Annotated in this window: 16 protein-coding genes and 1 pseudogene; 2 read left to right on the top strand and 15 right to left on the bottom strand. The window is 69.9% G+C overall.

From position 1 onward, the window contains the following. Window positions 1–19: 19 nt before the first annotated feature. The 3 genes from ABZU99_RS13730 to ABZU99_RS13720 all read right to left on the bottom strand — a co-directional run bounded on the left by ABZU99_RS13730 (window position 20) and on the right by ABZU99_RS13720 (window position 3,138). The gene (locus ABZU99_RS13730) at window positions 20–688 is read right to left on the bottom strand and encodes a UbiX family flavin prenyltransferase (protein ID WP_355940643.1); all 669 of its coding nucleotides are present in this window, start codon (window positions 686–688) and stop codon (window positions 20–22) included. A gap of 99 nt (window positions 689–787) precedes the next feature. Beyond that, entirely contained in the window at window positions 788–1,690 is a 903-nt protein-coding gene (gene mqnP, locus ABZU99_RS13725; RefSeq protein ID WP_355939990.1) for a menaquinone biosynthesis prenyltransferase MqnP, read from the bottom strand. Continuing rightward, complete coding sequence (locus tag ABZU99_RS13720) at window positions 1,687–3,138, bottom strand: menaquinone biosynthesis decarboxylase (protein WP_355939987.1); 1,452 nt, start codon at window positions 3,136–3,138, stop codon at window positions 1,687–1,689. The genes mqnP and ABZU99_RS13720 overlap by 4 nt, the downstream gene beginning before the upstream one ends. 89 nt (window positions 3,139–3,227) lie before the next feature. On the opposite strand from ABZU99_RS13720, the gene ABZU99_RS13715 reads away from it, so the two are divergent. Next, window positions 3,228–3,617 (top strand): PLD nuclease N-terminal domain-containing protein, encoded by a 390-nt coding sequence (locus ABZU99_RS13715; protein ID WP_355939984.1) that lies wholly within the window; start codon window positions 3,228–3,230, stop codon window positions 3,615–3,617. A gap of 87 nt (window positions 3,618–3,704) precedes the next feature. On the opposite strand, the gene ccsB is transcribed toward ABZU99_RS13715, so the two are convergent. The 7 genes from ccsB to hemL all read right to left on the bottom strand — a co-directional run bounded on the left by ccsB (window position 3,705) and on the right by hemL (window position 11,417). Further along, entirely contained in the window at window positions 3,705–4,799 is a 1,095-nt protein-coding gene (gene ccsB, locus ABZU99_RS13710) for a c-type cytochrome biogenesis protein CcsB (protein ID WP_355939981.1), read from the bottom strand. After that, a complete protein-coding gene (locus ABZU99_RS13705) occupies window positions 4,796–6,565 on the bottom strand; it encodes a cytochrome c biogenesis protein ResB (RefSeq protein WP_355939978.1) in 1,770 nt (589 codons plus the stop codon). Before ABZU99_RS13705 ends, ccsB begins: the two co-directional genes overlap by 4 nt. A gap of 3 nt (window positions 6,566–6,568) precedes the next feature. After that, the gene (locus ABZU99_RS13700; protein ID WP_355939975.1) at window positions 6,569–7,333 is read right to left on the bottom strand and encodes a cytochrome c biogenesis protein CcdA; all 765 of its coding nucleotides are present in this window, start codon (window positions 7,331–7,333) and stop codon (window positions 6,569–6,571) included. A gap of 5 nt (window positions 7,334–7,338) precedes the next feature. Beyond that, the gene (locus ABZU99_RS13695; protein ID WP_355939972.1) at window positions 7,339–7,956 is read right to left on the bottom strand and encodes a TlpA disulfide reductase family protein; all 618 of its coding nucleotides are present in this window, start codon (window positions 7,954–7,956) and stop codon (window positions 7,339–7,341) included. 79 nt (window positions 7,957–8,035) lie between these two features. Next, entirely contained in the window at window positions 8,036–9,229 is a 1,194-nt protein-coding gene (locus ABZU99_RS13690; RefSeq protein ID WP_355939969.1) for a hypothetical protein, read from the bottom strand. Between the two features lie 176 nt (window positions 9,230–9,405). Beyond that, window positions 9,406–10,092 (bottom strand): histidine phosphatase family protein, encoded by a 687-nt coding sequence (locus tag ABZU99_RS13685; protein WP_355939967.1) that lies wholly within the window; start codon window positions 10,090–10,092, stop codon window positions 9,406–9,408. Between the two features lie 8 nt (window positions 10,093–10,100). Further along, complete coding sequence (hemL, locus tag ABZU99_RS13680) at window positions 10,101–11,417, bottom strand: glutamate-1-semialdehyde 2,1-aminomutase (protein WP_355939964.1); 1,317 nt, start codon at window positions 11,415–11,417, stop codon at window positions 10,101–10,103. A 116-nt stretch (window positions 11,418–11,533) separates the two neighbouring features. Between hemL and ABZU99_RS13675 the strand changes: the two genes are divergently transcribed. After that, on the top strand, window positions 11,534–12,082 hold the full coding sequence (locus ABZU99_RS13675) for a hypothetical protein (RefSeq protein ID WP_355939962.1): 549 nt from the start codon (window positions 11,534–11,536) through the stop codon (window positions 12,080–12,082). A 53-nt stretch (window positions 12,083–12,135) separates the two neighbouring features. On the opposite strand, the gene gltX is transcribed toward ABZU99_RS13675, so the two are convergent. From gltX to ABZU99_RS13650, 5 genes and pseudogenes are all read right to left on the bottom strand, one after another. Next, on the bottom strand, window positions 12,136–13,554 hold the full coding sequence (gltX, locus tag ABZU99_RS13670) for a glutamate--tRNA ligase (protein WP_355939959.1): 1,419 nt from the start codon (window positions 13,552–13,554) through the stop codon (window positions 12,136–12,138). Between the two features lie 202 nt (window positions 13,555–13,756). Continuing rightward, complete coding sequence (locus tag ABZU99_RS13665) at window positions 13,757–15,097, bottom strand: caspase family protein (protein ID WP_355939956.1); 1,341 nt, start codon at window positions 15,095–15,097, stop codon at window positions 13,757–13,759. Continuing rightward, complete coding sequence (locus ABZU99_RS13660) at window positions 15,094–15,501, bottom strand: hypothetical protein (RefSeq protein ID WP_355939953.1); 408 nt, start codon at window positions 15,499–15,501, stop codon at window positions 15,094–15,096. Before ABZU99_RS13660 ends, ABZU99_RS13665 begins: the two co-directional genes overlap by 4 nt. 36 nt (window positions 15,502–15,537) lie before the next feature. Further along, window positions 15,538–17,658 carry an ATP-binding protein gene (locus ABZU99_RS13655; protein WP_355939950.1) on the bottom strand — a complete coding sequence of 707 codons (2,121 nt, stop codon included), beginning with the start codon at window positions 17,656–17,658 and terminating at the stop codon, window positions 15,538–15,540. A 203-nt stretch (window positions 17,659–17,861) separates the two neighbouring features. Then, window positions 17,862–18,077: pseudogene (locus ABZU99_RS13650) on the bottom strand (hypothetical protein); the annotation flags it as partial.

Below are 18,077 nucleotides of genomic sequence, written 5' to 3'. Positions count from 1 at the left end.
CGGCCCGTAGCAAGGCCCACTAGCCGTTCCCCCGGTCCCCACCGAGTTCCCCCTCCCACCGGCGGTACAGCTTGTGCGGCACCCCCGCCGCGTCCAGGACCCGCCCCGCGACGAAGTCCACCAGATCCTGGATATGCGTCGCCCCCGCGTAGAACGCCGGCGATGCGGGCAGCACGATCGCGCCCGCCTCGTCCAGCGTCACCAGATGCCTGAGCGTCTGTCCGTTCAGCGGCGTCTCCCGCACCGCCACCACGAGCCCGCGCCGCTCCTTGAGCATCACGCTCGCGGCCCGCTGCAGCAGATCCTTCGACAGACCCAGGGCCACCCCGGCCACGCACGCCGTGCTCGCCGGGACGATCAGCATCCCCTTGACCTGGTACGAGCCGGACGACGGCCCGGCGGCGAGATCCCCGGCCGCCCAGTGCCGTATGTCGGCCGTCTCCACGTCCACATCGAAGGCGTCGGGCGTGCCGTCCGCGCCGCGCGCCAGCCAGCGGCGCAGATCGTCCCGCCAGTGCGCGTCCCGGTACGCGATGCCCGTCTCGTCCAGCAGCGTCAGCCGTGACGCCCGACTGATCACCAGATCCACGGACTCCCCCGCCTGAAGCAGCGCGCGCAGCACCGAGGCGGCGTACGGCGTCCCGGACGCGCCGGACACGCCGACCACCCAGGGCCGGCGCCTGCTCACGTCGTCATGCGGCTGCGCATGCGGCTGTTCGTGCGGCCTGTAGTACGGCTCGTGCGGCGGCTCCACACACCGAGCCTATCCGCCGCCGTCCGGCGGCTCTCACAGGCTCAGGCCCCGCACCACCAGGTCCAGCAGCGCACAGCAGAACAGCGCGATGCCGATGAAGCCGTTGACCGTGAAGAAGGCCCGGTTCAGCCGGGACAGATCGCCCGGCTTCACGATGGAGTGCTCGTAGGCGAACGCCCCAGCGACGATCACCAGACCCAGCCAGAAGAAGACCCCGGCGTCCGTGGCCAGCGCGTACCAGGCCAGCAGCAACGTGGTGACGATATGGCAGGCACGCGCGCCATACAGCGCCCCCGGGACGCCGAAACGCGCCGGGACCGACCGCACCCCGTGCGCCCGGTCGGCCGCCACGTCCTGGCAGGCGTAGATCAGGTCGAAGCCGCCGATCCAGATGCCGATCGCGAGCCCCAGGATCACCGCGTCCCAGGACCACTCGCCGGTGACCCCGATCCAGGCGCCGACCGGGCCCATGGCCTGGGCGAGGCCGAGGATCGCGTGCGGGAAGTCGGTGAACCGCTTGCCGTACGGATAGACCACCATCGGCACCACCGCGACCGGCGCCAGCGCCAGACACAGCGGCCCCAGCAGCCAGGCCGAGCCCAGGAAGACGACGAGCGCGATCAGGGCGCCGGTCCACGCGGTGCGCACCGACATGGCGCCGGTGACCAGATCACGGCCGGCGGTGCGCGGGTTACGGGCGTCGATCTCGCGGTCGATGATCCGGTTGCAGGCCATCGCGAAGGTGCGCAGGCCGACCATCGCGACTGTGATCAGCAGCAGCCGCGCCCAGTGGACGGTGCCGTCCCACAGCCGCATCGCGGTGAGCGCGGCGGTGTAGGCGAAGGGCAGCGCGAAGACGGAGTGCTCGATCATCACCAGGCGCAAAAAGGCCTTGGTGCGTCCCGTTTGCGGCACCGCCGCGGCAGCCGAACTCACAGCCCGTATTCCTTCCAACGTCGCGTCACACGGTCGGCGGTCGCCGGGTCGGACTCGACCATGCGCGGCCAGCCGCCGTCGCGCGTATAGCCCTCCTCGGGCCACTTCGCGGTGGCGTCGATGCCCGCCTTGCCGCCCCAGAACTGCTGGTACGAGGCGTGGTCGAGATGGTCGACCGGGCCCTCGACCACGGTCAGGTCGCGGGCGTAGTCCGTGTTCCCCAGCGCGCGCCAGGACACCTCGTGCAGGTCGTGCACATCACAGTCGGCGTCGACCACGACGATCAGCTTGGTGAGGGACATCATGTGGGCGCCCCAGATGGCATGCATCACCTTCTGGGCGTGCTTGGGGTACTTCTTGTCGATCGAGACGATCGCACAGTTGTGGAAGCCGCCCGACTCGGGGAGGTGGTAGTCCACGATGTCCGGAATGATGATTTTGAGTAGCGGAAGGAAGAACCGCTCGGTCGCCCTCCCCAGCGGCCCGTCCTCGGTCGGCGGCCGGCCCACCACGATGGACTGGAGCAGCGGCCGGGACCGCATCGTCACACAGTCGATGGTCAGGGCCGGGAACGGCTCCTGCGGCGTGTAGAAGCCCGTGTGGTCGCCGAACGGGCCCTCCGGCAGCGTCTTCCCGGGCTCCAGCCAACCCTCGATCACCACCTCGGCGTTGGCCGGGACCTGGAGCGGCACCGTCTTGCAGTCGACCATCTCGATCCGCTTGCCCTGGATGAACCCCGCGAAGAGGTACTCGTCGATGTCGCCGGGCAGCGGCGCGGTGGACGCGTACGTCACCGCGGGCGGGCAGCCGAAGGCGATCGCGACCGGCAGCCTCTCGCCCCGCCTGGCCGCGACTTGGTAGTGGTTGCGGCTGTCCTTGTGGATCTGCCAGTGCATCCCGATGGTGTGGCGGTCATGGCGCTGGAGGCGGTAGAGGCCGAGGTTGCGCACTCCGGTCTCCGGGTGCTTGGTGTGCGTGAGCCCGAGGTTGAAGAAGGACCCGCCGTCCTCGGGCCAGGTGAACAGCGCCGGGAGCGCGTCCAGATCGACGTCGTCGCCGGTGAGGACCGTCTCCTGGACCGGCGCCTCCTTCACCTTCTTCGGCGGGACATGCGCCATCGCGCCGAGCTTTCCGAACGCCTCCCGCAACCCGCCGAAGCCCTGCGGCAGCTCGGGCTTGACCAGCCCGCCGATCTTCTCGCTGATCTCGTCGTACGAGCGCAGTCCCAGGGCCTTGAGGAGCCGGCGGTCGGTACCGAAGACGTTCATGGCCAGCGGCATGGCCGAACCCTTGACGTTCTCGAAGAGCAGCGCGGGGCCGCCCGCCTTGTTGACTCTGTCGACGATCTCGCCGATCTCCAGATACGGATCGACTTCGGCCTTGATCCGCTTGAGGTCGCCCTCCCTGTCCAGCGCCCGCAAAAAGGAACGAAGATCGTCATAAGCCATGCGTTCCAGTATCCGGTACGCACTACCCTGGTCCCGTAACTGGGGCCCGTACGACCGGCCCCGATCACCACACGCAGGGGGATCGCCTCATGCTCCGGGTGCTGATGATCCTGGTGCCGCTGGCACTGAGCATCTATGCGTTCATCGACTGCATCACCACCGACGAGCAGGACGTCCGCTATATCCCCAAGCCCCTCTGGGCCCTCCTCGTTCTGCTGTTCCCGGTCGTCGGCTCCATCTCCTGGCTGATCGTGGGCCGCAAGCGCGCGCCCGCCGAGGCGGCCCGGCGGGAGTGGGTCGCGCCGGACGACAACCCCGAGTTCCTGAAGTCCCTGGAGGAACGGGAGGAACGGGAGGAACGGGAGGAGCAGCCGAAGGACGACGACGAGGAGCGGCTGAAGAGCTGGGAGGCGGATCTGCGCCGCCGCGAGGAGGAGCTGCGCCGCAAGGGCGAGGGTTCCGGGGACGCGAACGAGTGAGACGTTGCGGCAAGGAGGCGTACGAGCCGGTGTGCTCGTACGCCTCCCTGTATGACCCGTCACATACGGGCGCGCCAGGCGGCCCGGTCAGACCCCGGCGTAGGAGTGCTTGCCGGTCACGAAGATGTTGACGCCGTAGTAGTTGAACAGGTAGCAGCCGAAGGCGATCAGGGCGAGGTACGCGGCCTTCCGCCCCTTCCAGCCGGCCGTGGCGCGGGCGTGCAGGTAGCAGGCGTAGGCGACCCAGGTGATGAAGGACCAGACCTCCTTGGGGTCCCAGCCCCAGTAGCGGCCCCAGGCGGCCTCGGCCCAGATCGCGCCCGCGATGATCGTGAAGGTCCACAGCGGGAAGATCGTGGCGTTGATGCGGTACGCGAACTTGTCCAGCGACGCCGCCGATGGCACCCGCTCCAGAACCGACCTGGCGAACCGGCCGAACTGCTTCCGCTCCGGGTCCTCCAGCTGCGCCTCGTACCGGTCGCGGAAGAGGTAGAGCAGCGTGGAGAGGGCGCCCATGTAGAGCGCGGCGCCGGAGATGATCGCGCAGCTGACGTGGATCCAGAGCCAGTACGAGTGCAGGGCCGGAACCAACTGGTCGCTGGCGGTGTACAAGACAGAGACAGCGAGTCCGAGGTCGAGGAGGACCGTGGTGACCAGAGGCAGGCCGATCCAGCGCACATTCTTCTTGAACAGCAGCAGGGTGATGTACGTGCCGACCGCGACCACGGCGAAGGTCGTGGAGAACTCGTACATGTTGCCCCAGGGGGCGCGCTGCACCGACAGCGCCCGGGCGATGACACCCGCCGCATGAAAGAGGAAGGCGAGTACGGTCAGGCCGACCGCGACGCGCCCGTAGACATCGCCCTGTTCGCTGGTGCCCGCGGCGCCCGGCCCGTCCGGGACGTCACGGCTGCCCGCGGCGGAGCGGGTGACGATCTTCGGGCGCTCCAGTACGGCGGTGCCGCCGCCCTTCTCGGCGACCCGCACGATGGCCTGGGCGCGGCCGGCGGCCGCGGTGTCGGCGGTGAGCGCGGCGGCGGTGCGGCCGACGGCGCTGCGGCTGCCGAACACCCACTCGGCGATATGGGCGAGGAAGGCGAGCGTGTAGACCGCCATCGCCGAGTAGATCAGCAGGTTGCTGTAATGAGCCAGGTTCTCGTTGACTTCGGCGGCGAGGTTCACGCGCGCGCTCCTTCGGCAGGATCTGCGGGATCCGCGGTGTCGGCTGCGGATTCCGGTGCGGCTTCCGGGTCGGGTTCCGCTTCCGAAGCGGGGGGTGCGTCCGTCTGCAGACGGACGGCCAGATCGGCCAGCTCTTCGGGCAGCTTGGCGTACTCGCTGCGGCCGAGCCCGGCCATCTCGACGACGGTCGTGCCGTCGTCGCCTGCCGCCGCCCGCACCCACACCCGGCGGCGCTGGATGAACAGGGAGGCGGCCAGCCCCACCAGGGCCCCGACGGCGCCGATGAGGGCGCCCTGGTCACCCGGCTTGTGCGAGATCTGGAAGCTGGCCCAGCTCTTGACGCCGTCGAAGGTCAGCGTTCCGGCGCCGCCTGGCAGCTTCATGGTGTCGCCGGGAGCGAGCGCCCGGGCGAACTTGGTCTTGCCGTCCGGCTCCAGGAACTGCTTCATCCGCGACTTGTCCAGCTGGTACACGCTCTGCGGCGTACCGCCGTCGATGCCGAGGCTGCCGTGGTAGGCGGTCAGCACCAGCGCCGGATTGTCGAGCGCCGGGAACTGGGAGAACATCCCCCGGCTGCGCACCCAGGTCGGCAGGAACTGCCCCTGGTAGGCCACCTGCTCCTTCTTGCCGTTCTTGTCGCGGTAGTCGCCAAGCTTGATCACCATGCTCTCGGTGAGGTTGGCGCCATCGATCGGCAGCCCGACCACCGGACCCTTGTGGACCACATTGCCTTTGCCGTCCCGGACCGTGACGACCGGCGAGTAGCCGTGGTTGAGGAGATAGACCTTGTAGCCGGAGATCTCCAGCGGCTCGTTCACCTTGATCGAGGTCTTGCGCGCCGGGCCGTCCACGCCGTCCCAGTAGGTGACATCCGCACGGAAGGTGCGCGGGGTGCGCATCTGCGGGCCGCTGCGTTCGTAGGTCGCGGCAAAGTGGTCCAGCTGGAAGCTGAAGGGGGCGAGGTCGTCGCTCTTGAACAGCTGCCCCGTCTTGATGTCGTCGTACTGGGTGAGGCTGTTGGAGAAGCCGCCACCCTCGGTGATCAGGCTGGAGCCCTCGCTCTTCCACAGCTGTCCCGCCGCGAAGGACACCAGCAGCACGATCAGCGCGATATGGAAGAGCAGATTGCCCACCTCGCGCAGATAGCCCTTCTCCGCGGCGACCGCGTCACCCGTCGCCTCGGTGCGGAAGCGGCGCCGCTTCATGATCTGCTGGGCCGCCTTGAGCACCTGCTCCGGGTCGGCGTCGCTGCGCCAGGTGGTGTACGCGGGGAGCCGGGTCAGCCGGCGCGGAGCGGCCGGCGGGCGGCCGCGCAGCTGGCCGATGAACTGCCAGGTGCGCGGCACGATGCAGCCGACGAGCGAGATGAACAGCAGCAGATAGATCGCCGAGAACCACACCGAGCTGTAGACGTGGAACAGCTGCAGCTTCTCGTAGATCGGGGTCAGCGTCGGGTGCTTGTCCTTGAAGCTCTGGACCTTGAGCGCGTCGATGCTGGTCTGCGGGATCAGCGAGCCGGGGATCGCACCGAGGGAGAGCAGAAAGAGCAGCAGCAGCGCGACGCGCATCGAGGTCAGCTGCCGCCAGAACCACCGGGCCCAGCCGAGCGGCCCCAGCGAGGGGACGTTGATCTCCTCGGCCGGGGCGGTGGACAGCTGCGACCCCGCCGCGCCGAGCTCGCGCTCATCGGCGGCCGCGGCGCCGTCGGCCGCCTTGCCGGCCGCCCCTTCGGCCGTGGTGCCGGTGTCGGTATCGGTGGTGGACATCGATCAGATCCCAACGTTGAAGCGCAGAGCCCAGGTCTGCATGTCGCCCATCATGCTGTCCCAGACTCCTGTGAGCAGCAGCACCCCGAGGACGACGAGCATCCCGCCCCCGGCCCGCATCACCCACACGTAGTGCCGCTTGACCCAGCCGAACGCACCGAGCGCCCGCCGGTAGGCCACCGCCACCGCGACGAACGGCAGCCCGAGCCCCAAGCAGTACGCCGCCATGAGCAGCGCTCCGCGCCCCGCGCTCGCCTCGTTGAGTGCCAGGGCGTTGACGGCGGTGAGCGTCGGCCCCAGACACGGCGTCCACCCGACGCCGAACAGGGCGCCCAGCACGGGTGCGCCCGCGAGACCCATCGTGGGCTTGATGTGGAAGCGGAACTCCCGCTGCCCGAACCCCTTGAGCAGCCCCATGAAGGCGAGGCCCATCACGATCGTGACGACCCCGAGGATCTTGGAGATGGTCTCCTTGTGCTCCTGCAGCGTCCAGCCGAAATTGCCGAAGAGAGCGCCTCCGGAGACGAAGACCGCGGTGAAGCCGAGGACGAAGAGCGAGGCGCCCGCGAGCATCCGGCCGCGTTTGGCCTTGGCCAGGTCGGTCCCGGTGACCCCGGTGACATACGACATATAGCCCGGCACCAGCGGCAGGACGCACGGCGAGAAGAAGGAGACCAGCCCGCCGAGCAGGGCGACCGGCAGCGCCAGCAGCAGCGCCCCCGTGAGGATGGTCTGGTTGGGATCAGTGGCGGCGGCGAGAGTGGACACGGAGGTCACTTCTCCGCGAGCAGCGGGGCGAGCATCTTGCGCATGCTCTCCTCGCTGAGCGGAGCGAGGGCGCGCGCGGCGATCCTGCCGTCCCGGTCCAGGACGATCGTCGACGGGATGGCCTGCGGGTTGAGGCTGCCCTTGGGGAAGCGGAGCATGAGCTTGCCGATCGGGTCGTACAGGCTCGGGTAGTCGACGCCGAAGTCCTTCTCGAACCTGAGAGCGGGGGCTCGGTTGGAGTCACGGGTGTTGATCCCGATGAACTGCACGCCCTTGGCCTTGGTGTCCTTGGCGACCTTGGCGAGGTTCGGCGCCTCCGCCCGGCAGGGCGCGCACCACGATCCCCAGACGTTCAGGACGACGATCTTGCCCTTGTAGTCCGCCACATCGAGCGGCTTGCCCGCCAGGGTCTTGCCCGAGATCTCGGGGGCGTCCTTGCGGTCCCCCTTGGGCACGGTGTCCACCCCGCCCTTGCCCTGGACGAACTTGGTATCGGCGGAGCCGCCCGAGGTGCCGCCCGAGCCACAGGCGGTCAGGGACAGCGCGGCAACCGCGGCCCCGGTGGCCAGCACGGTTGCGCGACGGCGGGTCGCGAGGCGCCGAGGGGCGCGGCAGGCACTCATGTGAAAAGTTTCGCATGGCCGATTTGGGAATCTTCGCCACCCCCCTCGGCCGCTCCCCCGCCCCCTCGCGACCAAGGCGTCAGCGGCCGCTCGGGCTCCACGCCTCGCCCACTTCGAGCCTGCGCAGCTCCGCGAGGACGGCGGGGTCCTGGGCGTCCATCCAGTCGGTGAATTGCTTGAAGGACACCAGCCGGACGTCCTTCCGCTTCTCGTCGGCCATATGCTTCAGCGCTTCCTCGACGGCGTCCATATAGATACCGCCGTTCCACTGCTCGAAGTGATTACCGATGAAGAGCGGTGCGCGATTGGTCTCGTACGCCCGCTGGAAACCGGCTATGTACGCCCCGGTGGCCTGCCTGCGCCAGGCCGGGTAATTCGCGGGCGGGGCATTCGTTGAATTCCGCGACTGATTGGCCAGCACGTTGTAGTCCATGGACAGGACCTGGAAAGAGTGTCCGGGGAAGGGAATCTGCTGCAGCGGGAAATCCCACAGCCCCTGCTTCTTCGAGGGCCACACCTGCCGCCCGCCGGGCGAACTGGCGTCATAGCGCCAGCCGAGCGCCCGGGCGGTCGGCAGCAGATTCGTCTGGCCCTTCAGGCACGGGGTGCGACCGCCGATGAGCTCCTTGCGGTAGTCGAAGGGCAGCGGTTCGACGTCCGTGAAGCCGGTGTTCGTCCGCCACTGTGTGACGAACGACACGGCCTGGTCGATCTCTGACTTCCACTGGGCGGGCGTCCAGTGCTCGACCGAGCCGCTCCCCCCGCAGAAGTGGCCGTTGAAGTGGGTGCCGATCTCATGGCCCTCGAGCCATGCCGCACGGACGTTCCGCAGCGTCGCCTTGATGTGGTCATCGCTGAGATAGCCGATGTCGGAGGCGCCGACCGGGTTGTTGGGCGGCTTGTACATCGACTTCTTCGACTCCGGCAGGCAGTAGATCCCGGAGAGGAAGAAGGTCATGGTCGCGCCGTGGTCCTTGGCGAGCTTGCGGAACCGCGGGAAGAGACCGTTGCCGACCTCTCCCGCGCCGTCCCACGAGAAGATCACGAACTGCGGCGGCTTCTGCCCCCGCTCCAGCCGCTCCGGCTTCGGGTCCTTGGGCCGCTGCGCCCCGTGCGAGGTCGAGCCGTCGCCGATCGGCTTCGCCTGGGTCGTCCTTCTCGGCTTCGCGCCGCGGCGGCTCATGGACCCAAAGTCGGAGCAGCCGGCGACGGTCAGTGACGCCACCGTTCCCATGCCAAGACCGAGGATCCCCCTCCGGCTGACCTCACGCATAACGCCCTCAATTCGCAACTCGCCGTACTGGTTGCCCGGGTTGAGCGGGCAACCCGTGAGATGGCGAGACGAATAGCGGGGTTCCGAATGGACGCGGTCAGTTACATTTCGGGAACATTGTCGACGCAATGTCTCCGGGCGATTACCGCGCGCTACCCGGTGCCGTTATGCGCCACTCAGGCGCCGAACCCCTTGGAGGCCCCCTTCACCGGCTTGGCACCCGCGAGCAGATGGGCCGGTACGAGATCGCGGGCCGGTTCGCTGTAGCCGACCGACACGATCTTGTCGCCCCGGTAGGTGAAGGTGGTGAGGCTGGCCAGCGTGCACTGCCGCCTGCGCGGGTCGTGCCACAGCCGCCGCCGCTCCACGAAGCTGCGCACGATCCAGATCGGCAGCTGATGGCTGACGCAGACCGCCTCATGGCCGCGTGCGGCATCCCGCGCCGCCCCGAGCGCCGCCATCATCCGGACCACCTGGTCGATATAGGGCTCGCCCCACGACGGCCGGAAGGGGTTGCTCAGATGGCGCCAGTTGCCCGGCTTGCGCAGCGCGCCGTCGCCGACGCCGAACGTCTTCCCCTGGAAGACGTTCGCCGCCTCGATCAGCCGCTCGTCCGACGCCACATCCAGCCCGTGTGCCTTGGCGATCGGCGCCGCCGTCTCCTGCGCCCGCTCCAGGGGGGAGGCGACCACATGCGTGATGTCGCGGTCGGCCAGATGCTCACCGACCCGGTCGGCCATCCGGCGGCCCAGCTCCGAGAGGTGGTACCCGGGCAGCCGCCCGTACAGCACGCCCTCGGGGTTGTGCACCTCGCCGTGGCGCATCACATGGACGACGGTGATGTCGTTCTCGCTCTTTGTCATGTCTTCCATCATTCAGTCGCCTCGGCGGCGGCCCGCGCCGCCCCCGGCAGAGCCGCCGCCACCCGCTCCAGCGCCTGGTCATCGTGTGTCGTGGAGACGAACCACGACTCGAAGGCGGACGGCGGGAGATAGACGCCCTGCGAGAGCATCGAGTGGAAGAAGGCGGTGAAGCGGAACGACTCCTGCGCCTTGGCCTGCTCGTAGTTGGTGACCTCGTCGGCCGTGAAGAAGACCGAGAACATATTGCCCGCGACCTGCAGCCGGTGCGCCACGCCCTCCCTGGCGAGCGCCTCCGTCACCATGGCCCGAAGCCGCCCGGAGGCCGCGTCGACCTTCTCGTACGCCGCGTCGTCCAGCAGCCGCAGCTGCGCGACCCCCGCCGCCGTCGCGATCGGGTTCCCGGACAGCGTGCCCGCCTGGTAGACCGGGCCCGCCGGGGCCAGCCGCGCCATGATCTCGGCGCGCCCACCGAAGGCCGCGGCCGGGAAGCCGCCGCCCATGACCTTGCCGAAGGTCATCAGGTCCGGCTCCACGCCGTCGAGCCCGTACCAGCCGGCCTTGGAGACCCGGAAGCCGGTCATGACCTCGTCGGAGATGTACAGCGCGCCGTTGTCGGCGCACAGCTGCTTCAGCCCCGCGTTGAACCCGGGCAGCGGCGGCACCACGCCCATGTTGCCCGGCGACGCCTCGGTGATCACACAGGCGATCTCCCCGGGGTGCGCGGCGAACGCCTCCCGCACCGCCTCCAGATCGTTGTACGGCAGCACGACGGTCTCCCCGGCCTGCGCCCCCGTCACCCCCGGGGTGTCCGGCAGCCCGAAGGTCGCCACCCCGGACCCGGCCGCGGCCAGCAGCGCGTCCACATGGCCGTGGTAACAACCGGCGAACTTGATCACCTTGGCCCGGCCGGTGTACCCACGGGCCAGCCGGATCGCCGACATCGTCGCCTCGGTGCCCGACGACACCAGCCGAACCTGCTCCACGGGCGCGACCCGCGCCACGATCTCCTCGGCGAGCGCGACCTCGCCCTCACCTGGCGTGCCGAACGACGTACCACGCGCGACGGCCGCCTGAACGGCCGCCGTCACCTCGGGATGGGAATGGCCGAGGATCATCGGTCCCCACGAGCACACGAGGTCCACATACTCGCGTCCGTCGGCATCGGTGAGGTACGGACCATCACCGGACACCATAAAGCGGGGCGTACCTCCGACGGCGCGGAACGCCCGCACCGGAGAGTTCACGCCACCGGGCGTCACGACGGCCGCGCGATCGAAAAGCGTCTGCGAAACTGGGGCTGCGTACGGATAGCTCACGCAAGCCATGTTGTCAGAGCCGGACGGAGTCCTGCCGCCGGGCGTTTCACAGCCCGGACGTGGGGGAGGTCTCTCTAACATTGATCGGGTTGCGCGGTAGTGGCCGCGAGTGGTCGGGTGGAGATATGCATCGCAGTGGCGAACTGGGTGAAGGGACTGACGACCGAGGCCCCGAGCGCGCCCGGCCCGGACGCCATCGGCGAGACGACGCGGGCAGGGCGAGCAGAAGCGGGGGCCGCATGGGGGTGACCTACAAGTACTTCGGCGCGCCCGACGGGGCCACGGCGGCCCGGGTCCCCATCTCCATGCGCCCGGAGGAGCTCGGCGGCGACGAGCTCGGTCACGGCATGTTCACCAAGATCAAGCCGGAGACGGTCGCGGCGATGGTCCTCACCGGCATCGAGGGCGTCCCTCTCCACAAGGTCCCCCCGCTCGAACTCGTCGTGCTCCACCCGGACTACGCCGTCGTCAAACTCCCCATGACCGCCGTGGACCCCCTGCGCGGAGTAGGCGAAGAGGCAGTCGGCGCCGCGGCCTTCATCTGGTCCACGGTCCCCGACCGCGGCGGCCCGCGCGACGCCTTCACGGTCTATCAGCTGCTGCACGAATGGCAGGACTTCTCGCACCGGCTGCACGAGGCGGGGCACCAGCCGTACTGCTTGGTGTGGCCCTGACCTGATCCTGGCGGGTGCGGGGACCAGGGGAAGTCGCGGAGGAAACGCCCCGACTACCGCGCGGCCAACCGCTCCTGAGCCGCCTCCAGCCGAGCCAGCACCCGCTCCCGCCCCAGCACCTCCAGCGACTCGAACAGCGGCAGACCGACCGTACGGCCCATCACCGCGACCCGGACCGGGGCCTGCGCCTTGCCCAGCTTCAGGCCGTGCTCGGCGGCCACGGACTCCAGCGCGGCCTTCAGCGACTCGGCCTTCCACTCCTCCGCGGCACCCAGCTCAGCCCGGGCATCCCGCAGCAGTTCATCGGCCCCCGCCTTCATCGCCTTGTTCCACGACGCCTCGTCGTCCACCGGCTCGTCCAGGAACAGGAAGTCCACGTACTTCGTGATCTCCGACAGCACCGACAGCCGCGTCTGCGCCAGCGGCGCGACCGCCTCGAAGACCGCCTGGTCGTATGCCTCCGGCGGCCACGGCGCGTACGGAGCCTTCAGCCACGGCGCGCACGCCTCGACGAACACCTCCGGCGCCAGCCCACGGATGTACTCGCCGTTGAACGCGGTCAGCTTCTTCACATCGAAGAACGCCGGCGACGTGCCCACGTCCTCGATCTTGAACAGCCGCTCCAGCTCCTCGTACGGCCGGATCTCCTGATCATCGCCCGGGCCCCACCCGAGCAGCATCAGGTAGTTGGCCATCGCCTCGGGCAGATAGCCCTCGGCCAGGTAGTCCTCCAGCGCCACCTTGTCCCGGCGCTTGGACAGCTTCTGCCGCTTCTCGTTCACGATCACCGGCAGATGCGCCCACACCGGCGCCTTCGCGCCCAGCGCCTCCCACAGCAGCTGCTGCTTCGGCGTATTCGACAGGTGCTCCTCACCCCGGATGACCTGCGTGATCCCCTCATCGAGATCATCGACCACGTTGGCGATCAAGAATACCGGCGAGCCGTCCCCGCGCGCGATCACAAAGTCCTCGATCGCGCTGTTGGGGAACGCCGGCTTCCCCCGGACCAGGTCGACCACCACGGTCTCCCCCTCATCCGGCGTCCGGAACCGCAGCGCCCGCCCCGGCTCATACGTCAGCCCGCGATCTCGGCAGAACCCGTCGTACCCCAGGTGCTCCGACCCGGTGCGCTCCTTGAGCTGCTCGCGGGTGCAGTCGCAGTAGTACGCCTTCCCCGCCGCGTAGAGCTGGTCGGCGGCCTCACGGTGCCGGTCGGCGTTCTGCGACTGGAAGTACGGACCCTCGAAGGCCGGGTCCGACTCGTTGATCCCGATCGCCGCCAGCGCGCTGATGATCCCGTCCACCCACTCGGGCTGGTTACGGGCCGTGTCCGTGTCCTCGATCCGCAGGACGAACGTCCCGCCGGACTGTCGCGCCACCGACCAGTTGTACAGAGCGGAGCGAGCACCGCCCACGTGGAACATACCGGTCGGAGAGGGGGCAAAGCGAACACGAACGGGAGCATCAGACATGCCACCCAGCCTACCGAGCCGTCGCCGCGCCCCGACGCCGACGGTCTTCCCCGGCCTCGTGTGAGTCCGCTGCTCCTGGAGGAACAGCCCCGCCCGAGATCATCCGCCTGTCACTGCCCCCTCCCTGTGGCATCCGGCCGTGAGCATGATCGGGCAGTCCGCATGCCTGACGGCTCCCCGTCGCGTGATGTGCCCGCGGAAGCTACAGGTCGCAGGCCGGGTGTTCCGAGTCCGCGCGGCCGGTGCAGAGGTAGTAGCCCGACCATCGGTAGTGGGTGTCGGGCTTGGTGCCCGCGCCTCGTTCCCAGGTGGCCACCGCCTTGCGGATGGAGAAGGTCGGGCCGCCCTGGGCGACGTTCGGCCGCTGCTCCAGCACGGTGGCGAGCGTCCGGAGGAAGGACTCACGGTCCGGACGCTTCTTCCAGGCGGCGATGACCTTGTCCGGGGCGGCGGCCGAGAAGCCCGTCCCGTCGAAGCCTCCGCGGTCCATGGCCACCTCCATGGCGTCGAAGTCCCCCTTGCACGCCGCGTCGTGGACCACGTCGATGGAGACCTCGTGCTGTTTGACGCCGTCCCCCCGGTCGAAGGTGGAGTAGGCCGCGCCGCAGGGGGTGTTGTTGTCCTCGGGGAGGAGCCAGAAGACGAGGCCCGCCAACGCGGCGAGGGCCAGCATGGCCGCGGTGGCGGTGCGCTTGCGGCTGTGGGGGTGGGGCCCCGGCGAGGAGGGGGGCTCCGTGTCGGCGCGGGGGGTGCGGTTGCGGGCCACGGAGATGTGGGCGCCGCGGTCGCGGTTGAGTTGTTGGGGGCGGGGGCGATTCTTGCGCATCAGGGAGCGGTCCACGCGGTCGTAGATGTCCGCCATGGTGAACAGTTCGGGTGAGTCGGGGTCGCCGTCCGCGAGGAGTGCTATCAACTCGCCGGTGAAGGCCGGGTACTGCTCCCCGCGGGGGGCGAGGGCCTGTTTGGTCGCGTGGGAGGCGGCCAGTACCGAGGTGCCTTCGACGTCGGCCAGTCGGATGGCGTCGGCGTCGGCCGACAGGGGGCCGCGCAGGGCGGTGCCGCTGAAGCAGCAGTCGAGGATGACGACCTTACGGCGGACCTGGGTGGCGCTCAGCAGGATGTCGCGCAGGTCGTCGTATTTCACGGCCGTGAAGGACTTGTCCTTCGTCGTCTCCGGTACGGCCAGGTGGAGGTCGCCGCTGCGCGGGTAGAGGAGGCCGTGGCCCGCGTAGTAGACGACGAGCGTGTCGGTGGCCTCCACCGCGGCCTGGTGGACGGCCTCCAGCATGGTGTCGCGCGTCGGCTGTGAGACGACCGTGCAGTGCGTCTCGGGGAGGCCCCATACGGCAGGGTCCTGGAACAGCTCCGCCAGCCGTCGGCAGCCCGCCTCCACCGACGGGCGGTCGTCGAGGTGCCGGTGCCGGTCCCGGGCGGGCGTGCCGCCCCGGGTGAAGGCGTGGGCCTCGATAAGGACCGCGCGGGAAGCCGAGGGGTCGGAGAGGCGGGCTTTGGATGATTCCTTGGTGCGAGGATGCCTGGTCACGGGGACGACTCGGGGGTGGTGGAGGGCTCCGGGTCGGCGGAGGGGGCGGGGGGCTCGGCCTCAAGTTGGTCCAGGAGGCGGCGGATCGTCTCCGGGTCCGTGCTCTCGACCCGCAGGGAGACGCCGTCCCGCTCGACGCGGGTCTCCGCGCCCCGCGCCCGCGCGTCGCGCCATGTGGCGACTGCCAGCATCAGATTGCCGATGGCCGTGAGGTTCGAGACGACGATGGAGACGACCTCCAGGCTTCCCAGGGCCTCCGCGCCGTCGTCCTCGTCCACCAGCGCCACCTCGGCCGCGCCCGCGACGTCCGGGTCCTCGGTCAGCCAGCGGTAGAGGTCGTGTACGCCGGGGCAGCCCTCGGCGGCAGTGACTCGGACGCTCAACTGCACGGCATCTATCCCCATGTGATCCTGTGATGGGCGCCGATCGTAGCGCTCTTGCTAGGGAGTTGGCGGTGTGCTTGACGCGCTGGTCGAGCCCGCCGTGGGCCCGGCGGGCACGGTGCCGTACACACTCAGCGTCATGGACAGCCTGCCCCAGTCGTCGCGCATGATGACTTGGGCTTGGTACCGGGTGCCCGGTTCGGCCGACGCCGGGGGATGGAAGCTGACGGTGTACCGGCAGGGGGCTGAGGCCAGGAGCGCCCGACCGGGGTGGGCGGTCCTGGGGCATGAGGTGGGATTCACGCTGAATGCCACGTGGCCGGGGTCCGCCTTGTCGACGGTCAGGGTCTTCTCGTCGTCGCACTCCCAGAACGTGGTCCATGTGACGTCGTGAGTGGCCGAGCCGCCCGCCGGCACCTGTGGGAAGTCGTGCCCACCCAGTGGATCCAGCTTGCATTTGACGCGGTCCTGGCTGGAGTCCGTGGGCGGCGATGAGGTGATCCGGGCCGTCGGCGGGGGCGTCGTGGCTTTGGTCGGGGTGCGGGAGGTGCGGTCAGGCGACGGGGGCCGGGTGGGGGCCCCAGCGGCAGCAGAGGTCGGGGCAGGGGGCCGGGCGCCGGTCGGCGCCAGGAAGGTGACCTGCCCGGTGGGGGTTGGCTTCGCCCGCGGCGGTCCGTCGCCCGCGGTGGCGAGGCCCGCGAAGACCCCGCCGACCACCAAGGCGGCTACCGCCGCGGTGATCGCCGCCGGGTTGGAGGCGGCAGCGGCGAGCCCCGTCTTCCCGGCAGCCGCGCCGCCGTGACCCGCGGTGCCCGCAACATGGCCGATCACGCCCCCGGCGGCCAGCGCCCCGCCGGCCGTCGCCAGGGCCACCACGCCCAGTGCGCGCTTGCGCACCTCCTCCTCCTGGCGGAAGTACGCCTCGTCCGCGGCCGAGCCCAGTGCGCGGGCCGCGGCCGCGCCCAAGGCGAGGACCTGGTGCCAGGCGCCCCAGCGCAGGGAGCGGGCCAGGGCGGGGGCCGTCGTACGGGCCAGGGTGCAGACGGCCGCATGGTCGCGGGCGCGTGCCGCCGCCGCGAGAACGTGGCAGATGAGGGGGGCCTCGGCGGCGATGTCTCGACGGGTGGCCGTTGTCGCGGCCGCCCAGGCCGTCAGGGCGGGCGCCAGCTGACCCGCGTTCCGGGCCGGGCCGGTGCGCTCGGCGACCAGGTGGGCGACGCGGCCGGTGGTGCGGTAGCCCGTGCCGGAGGAGCCGATAAGGGCCAGGGAGGTCAGCTCCGTGATCGCGGTCTTGTCCACGCTCCCCGCCAGGATCGGCAGCAGCTTCGCGGACAGCGACAGCGGGGACAGCGAGTCCAGCAGGCGCAGGAGTACGGCCGCGGCGTCGCTGAGCCCATTCGCGAGCCCCGTCACCCGCGCGTCCTCGTCCACCTCGAAGGTCGCCTCCGCCGCCGCCTGCACCAGCGTCAGCGGATGGCCCCGGACGGCCGTGACCAGCCGTCCGGCCGCCTCGTACTCCTCGTCGCGCAGTGGCCGCCGTAACTCTTCCCCGAGCAGCGCCAGCGCGGGCTCCTCCTGGAGGCCCTCGAGGCGAAGCGCCCGCCCCTCGTCCCACGTGTGGCGCTCGGCGGTGGCCAGCAGCACATCGCAGCCGGGCGCGGCGTCCATCAGTTCGGCCAGCTCGGCGGTCGAGCCCTGGAAGTCGTCGATGACGAGCAGTGCCTGCACCGACCCCATAAGCCGGCGCACCCTGGCCGGCTCCGGCTTGTAGTCCTCCGCCTCGTAGCAGGCGTGGAAGAGCTCCTGGACGAGGTCCTCGGCCGGCACGCCCGCCGCCGGGAGATACACCACGTCTCGGCCGCTCGCCGCGGCGTCCGCGGCGTAACGGCGCAGTAGTACGGACTTTCCGACCCCGGGCGGGCCGTAGACCTGCACCGGGTAGCCCTGTCCCAACCACCGCTCCAGTGCGGCCAGTTCGTGATCACGCCCCAGAAGTCGGGGCGCGCGGTCGGGCAGGGCGCGGCCCGCGGGGCGGGTGCGCCGCCGCGTGGGCGGCGGGCCCTCGCTCCGTACGCTGACGGATGAGCCCCGCGCGGCGTTGATGACGACATTATGGTCGCCGACGACGACCTGGCCCTCGACATCACCGTGGACATGGATGCCGTGCGTACCGGCCATTGGGCTGTCCTCCCCCGTGCGCCCACCCAGGAAGGACGTTATAGCAGCCAAATGGGCTGTTCAGATCTTAATGTTCACCATTGCCTGAAACTGTCCGGTGACTTTCATTCGCTATCGGCCCGGACCCTTCCCCCATGCTCGCCGCCCGCGCCTGGTTCGTACCGGCAGCGTGCGTGAGCACAGGGGATAGGTGTGTGGGGGCGTTACGAACGGCCGTGGGAGCTCATGTCCTCGTGCTTGCCGTGGTCGTCCTCGCGCTTGCCGTGGTCGTCCTCGCGCTTGCCGTGGTCGTCCTCGTGCTTGCCGTGGTCGTCCTCGCGCTTGCCGTGGTCGTCCTCGCGCTTGCCGTGGTCGTCCTCGCGCTTGCCGTGGTCGTCCTCGCGCTTGCCGTGGTCGTCCTCGCGCTTGCCGTGGTCCGT

The organism is Streptomyces sp. NPDC005266 (assembly GCF_040607655.1).
Classification (GTDB): Bacteria; Actinomycetota; Actinomycetes; order Streptomycetales; family Streptomycetaceae; genus Streptomyces.
Note: the sequence above shows the minus strand (reverse complement) of the source record. Positions and strands in the feature narration are given on the sequence as shown.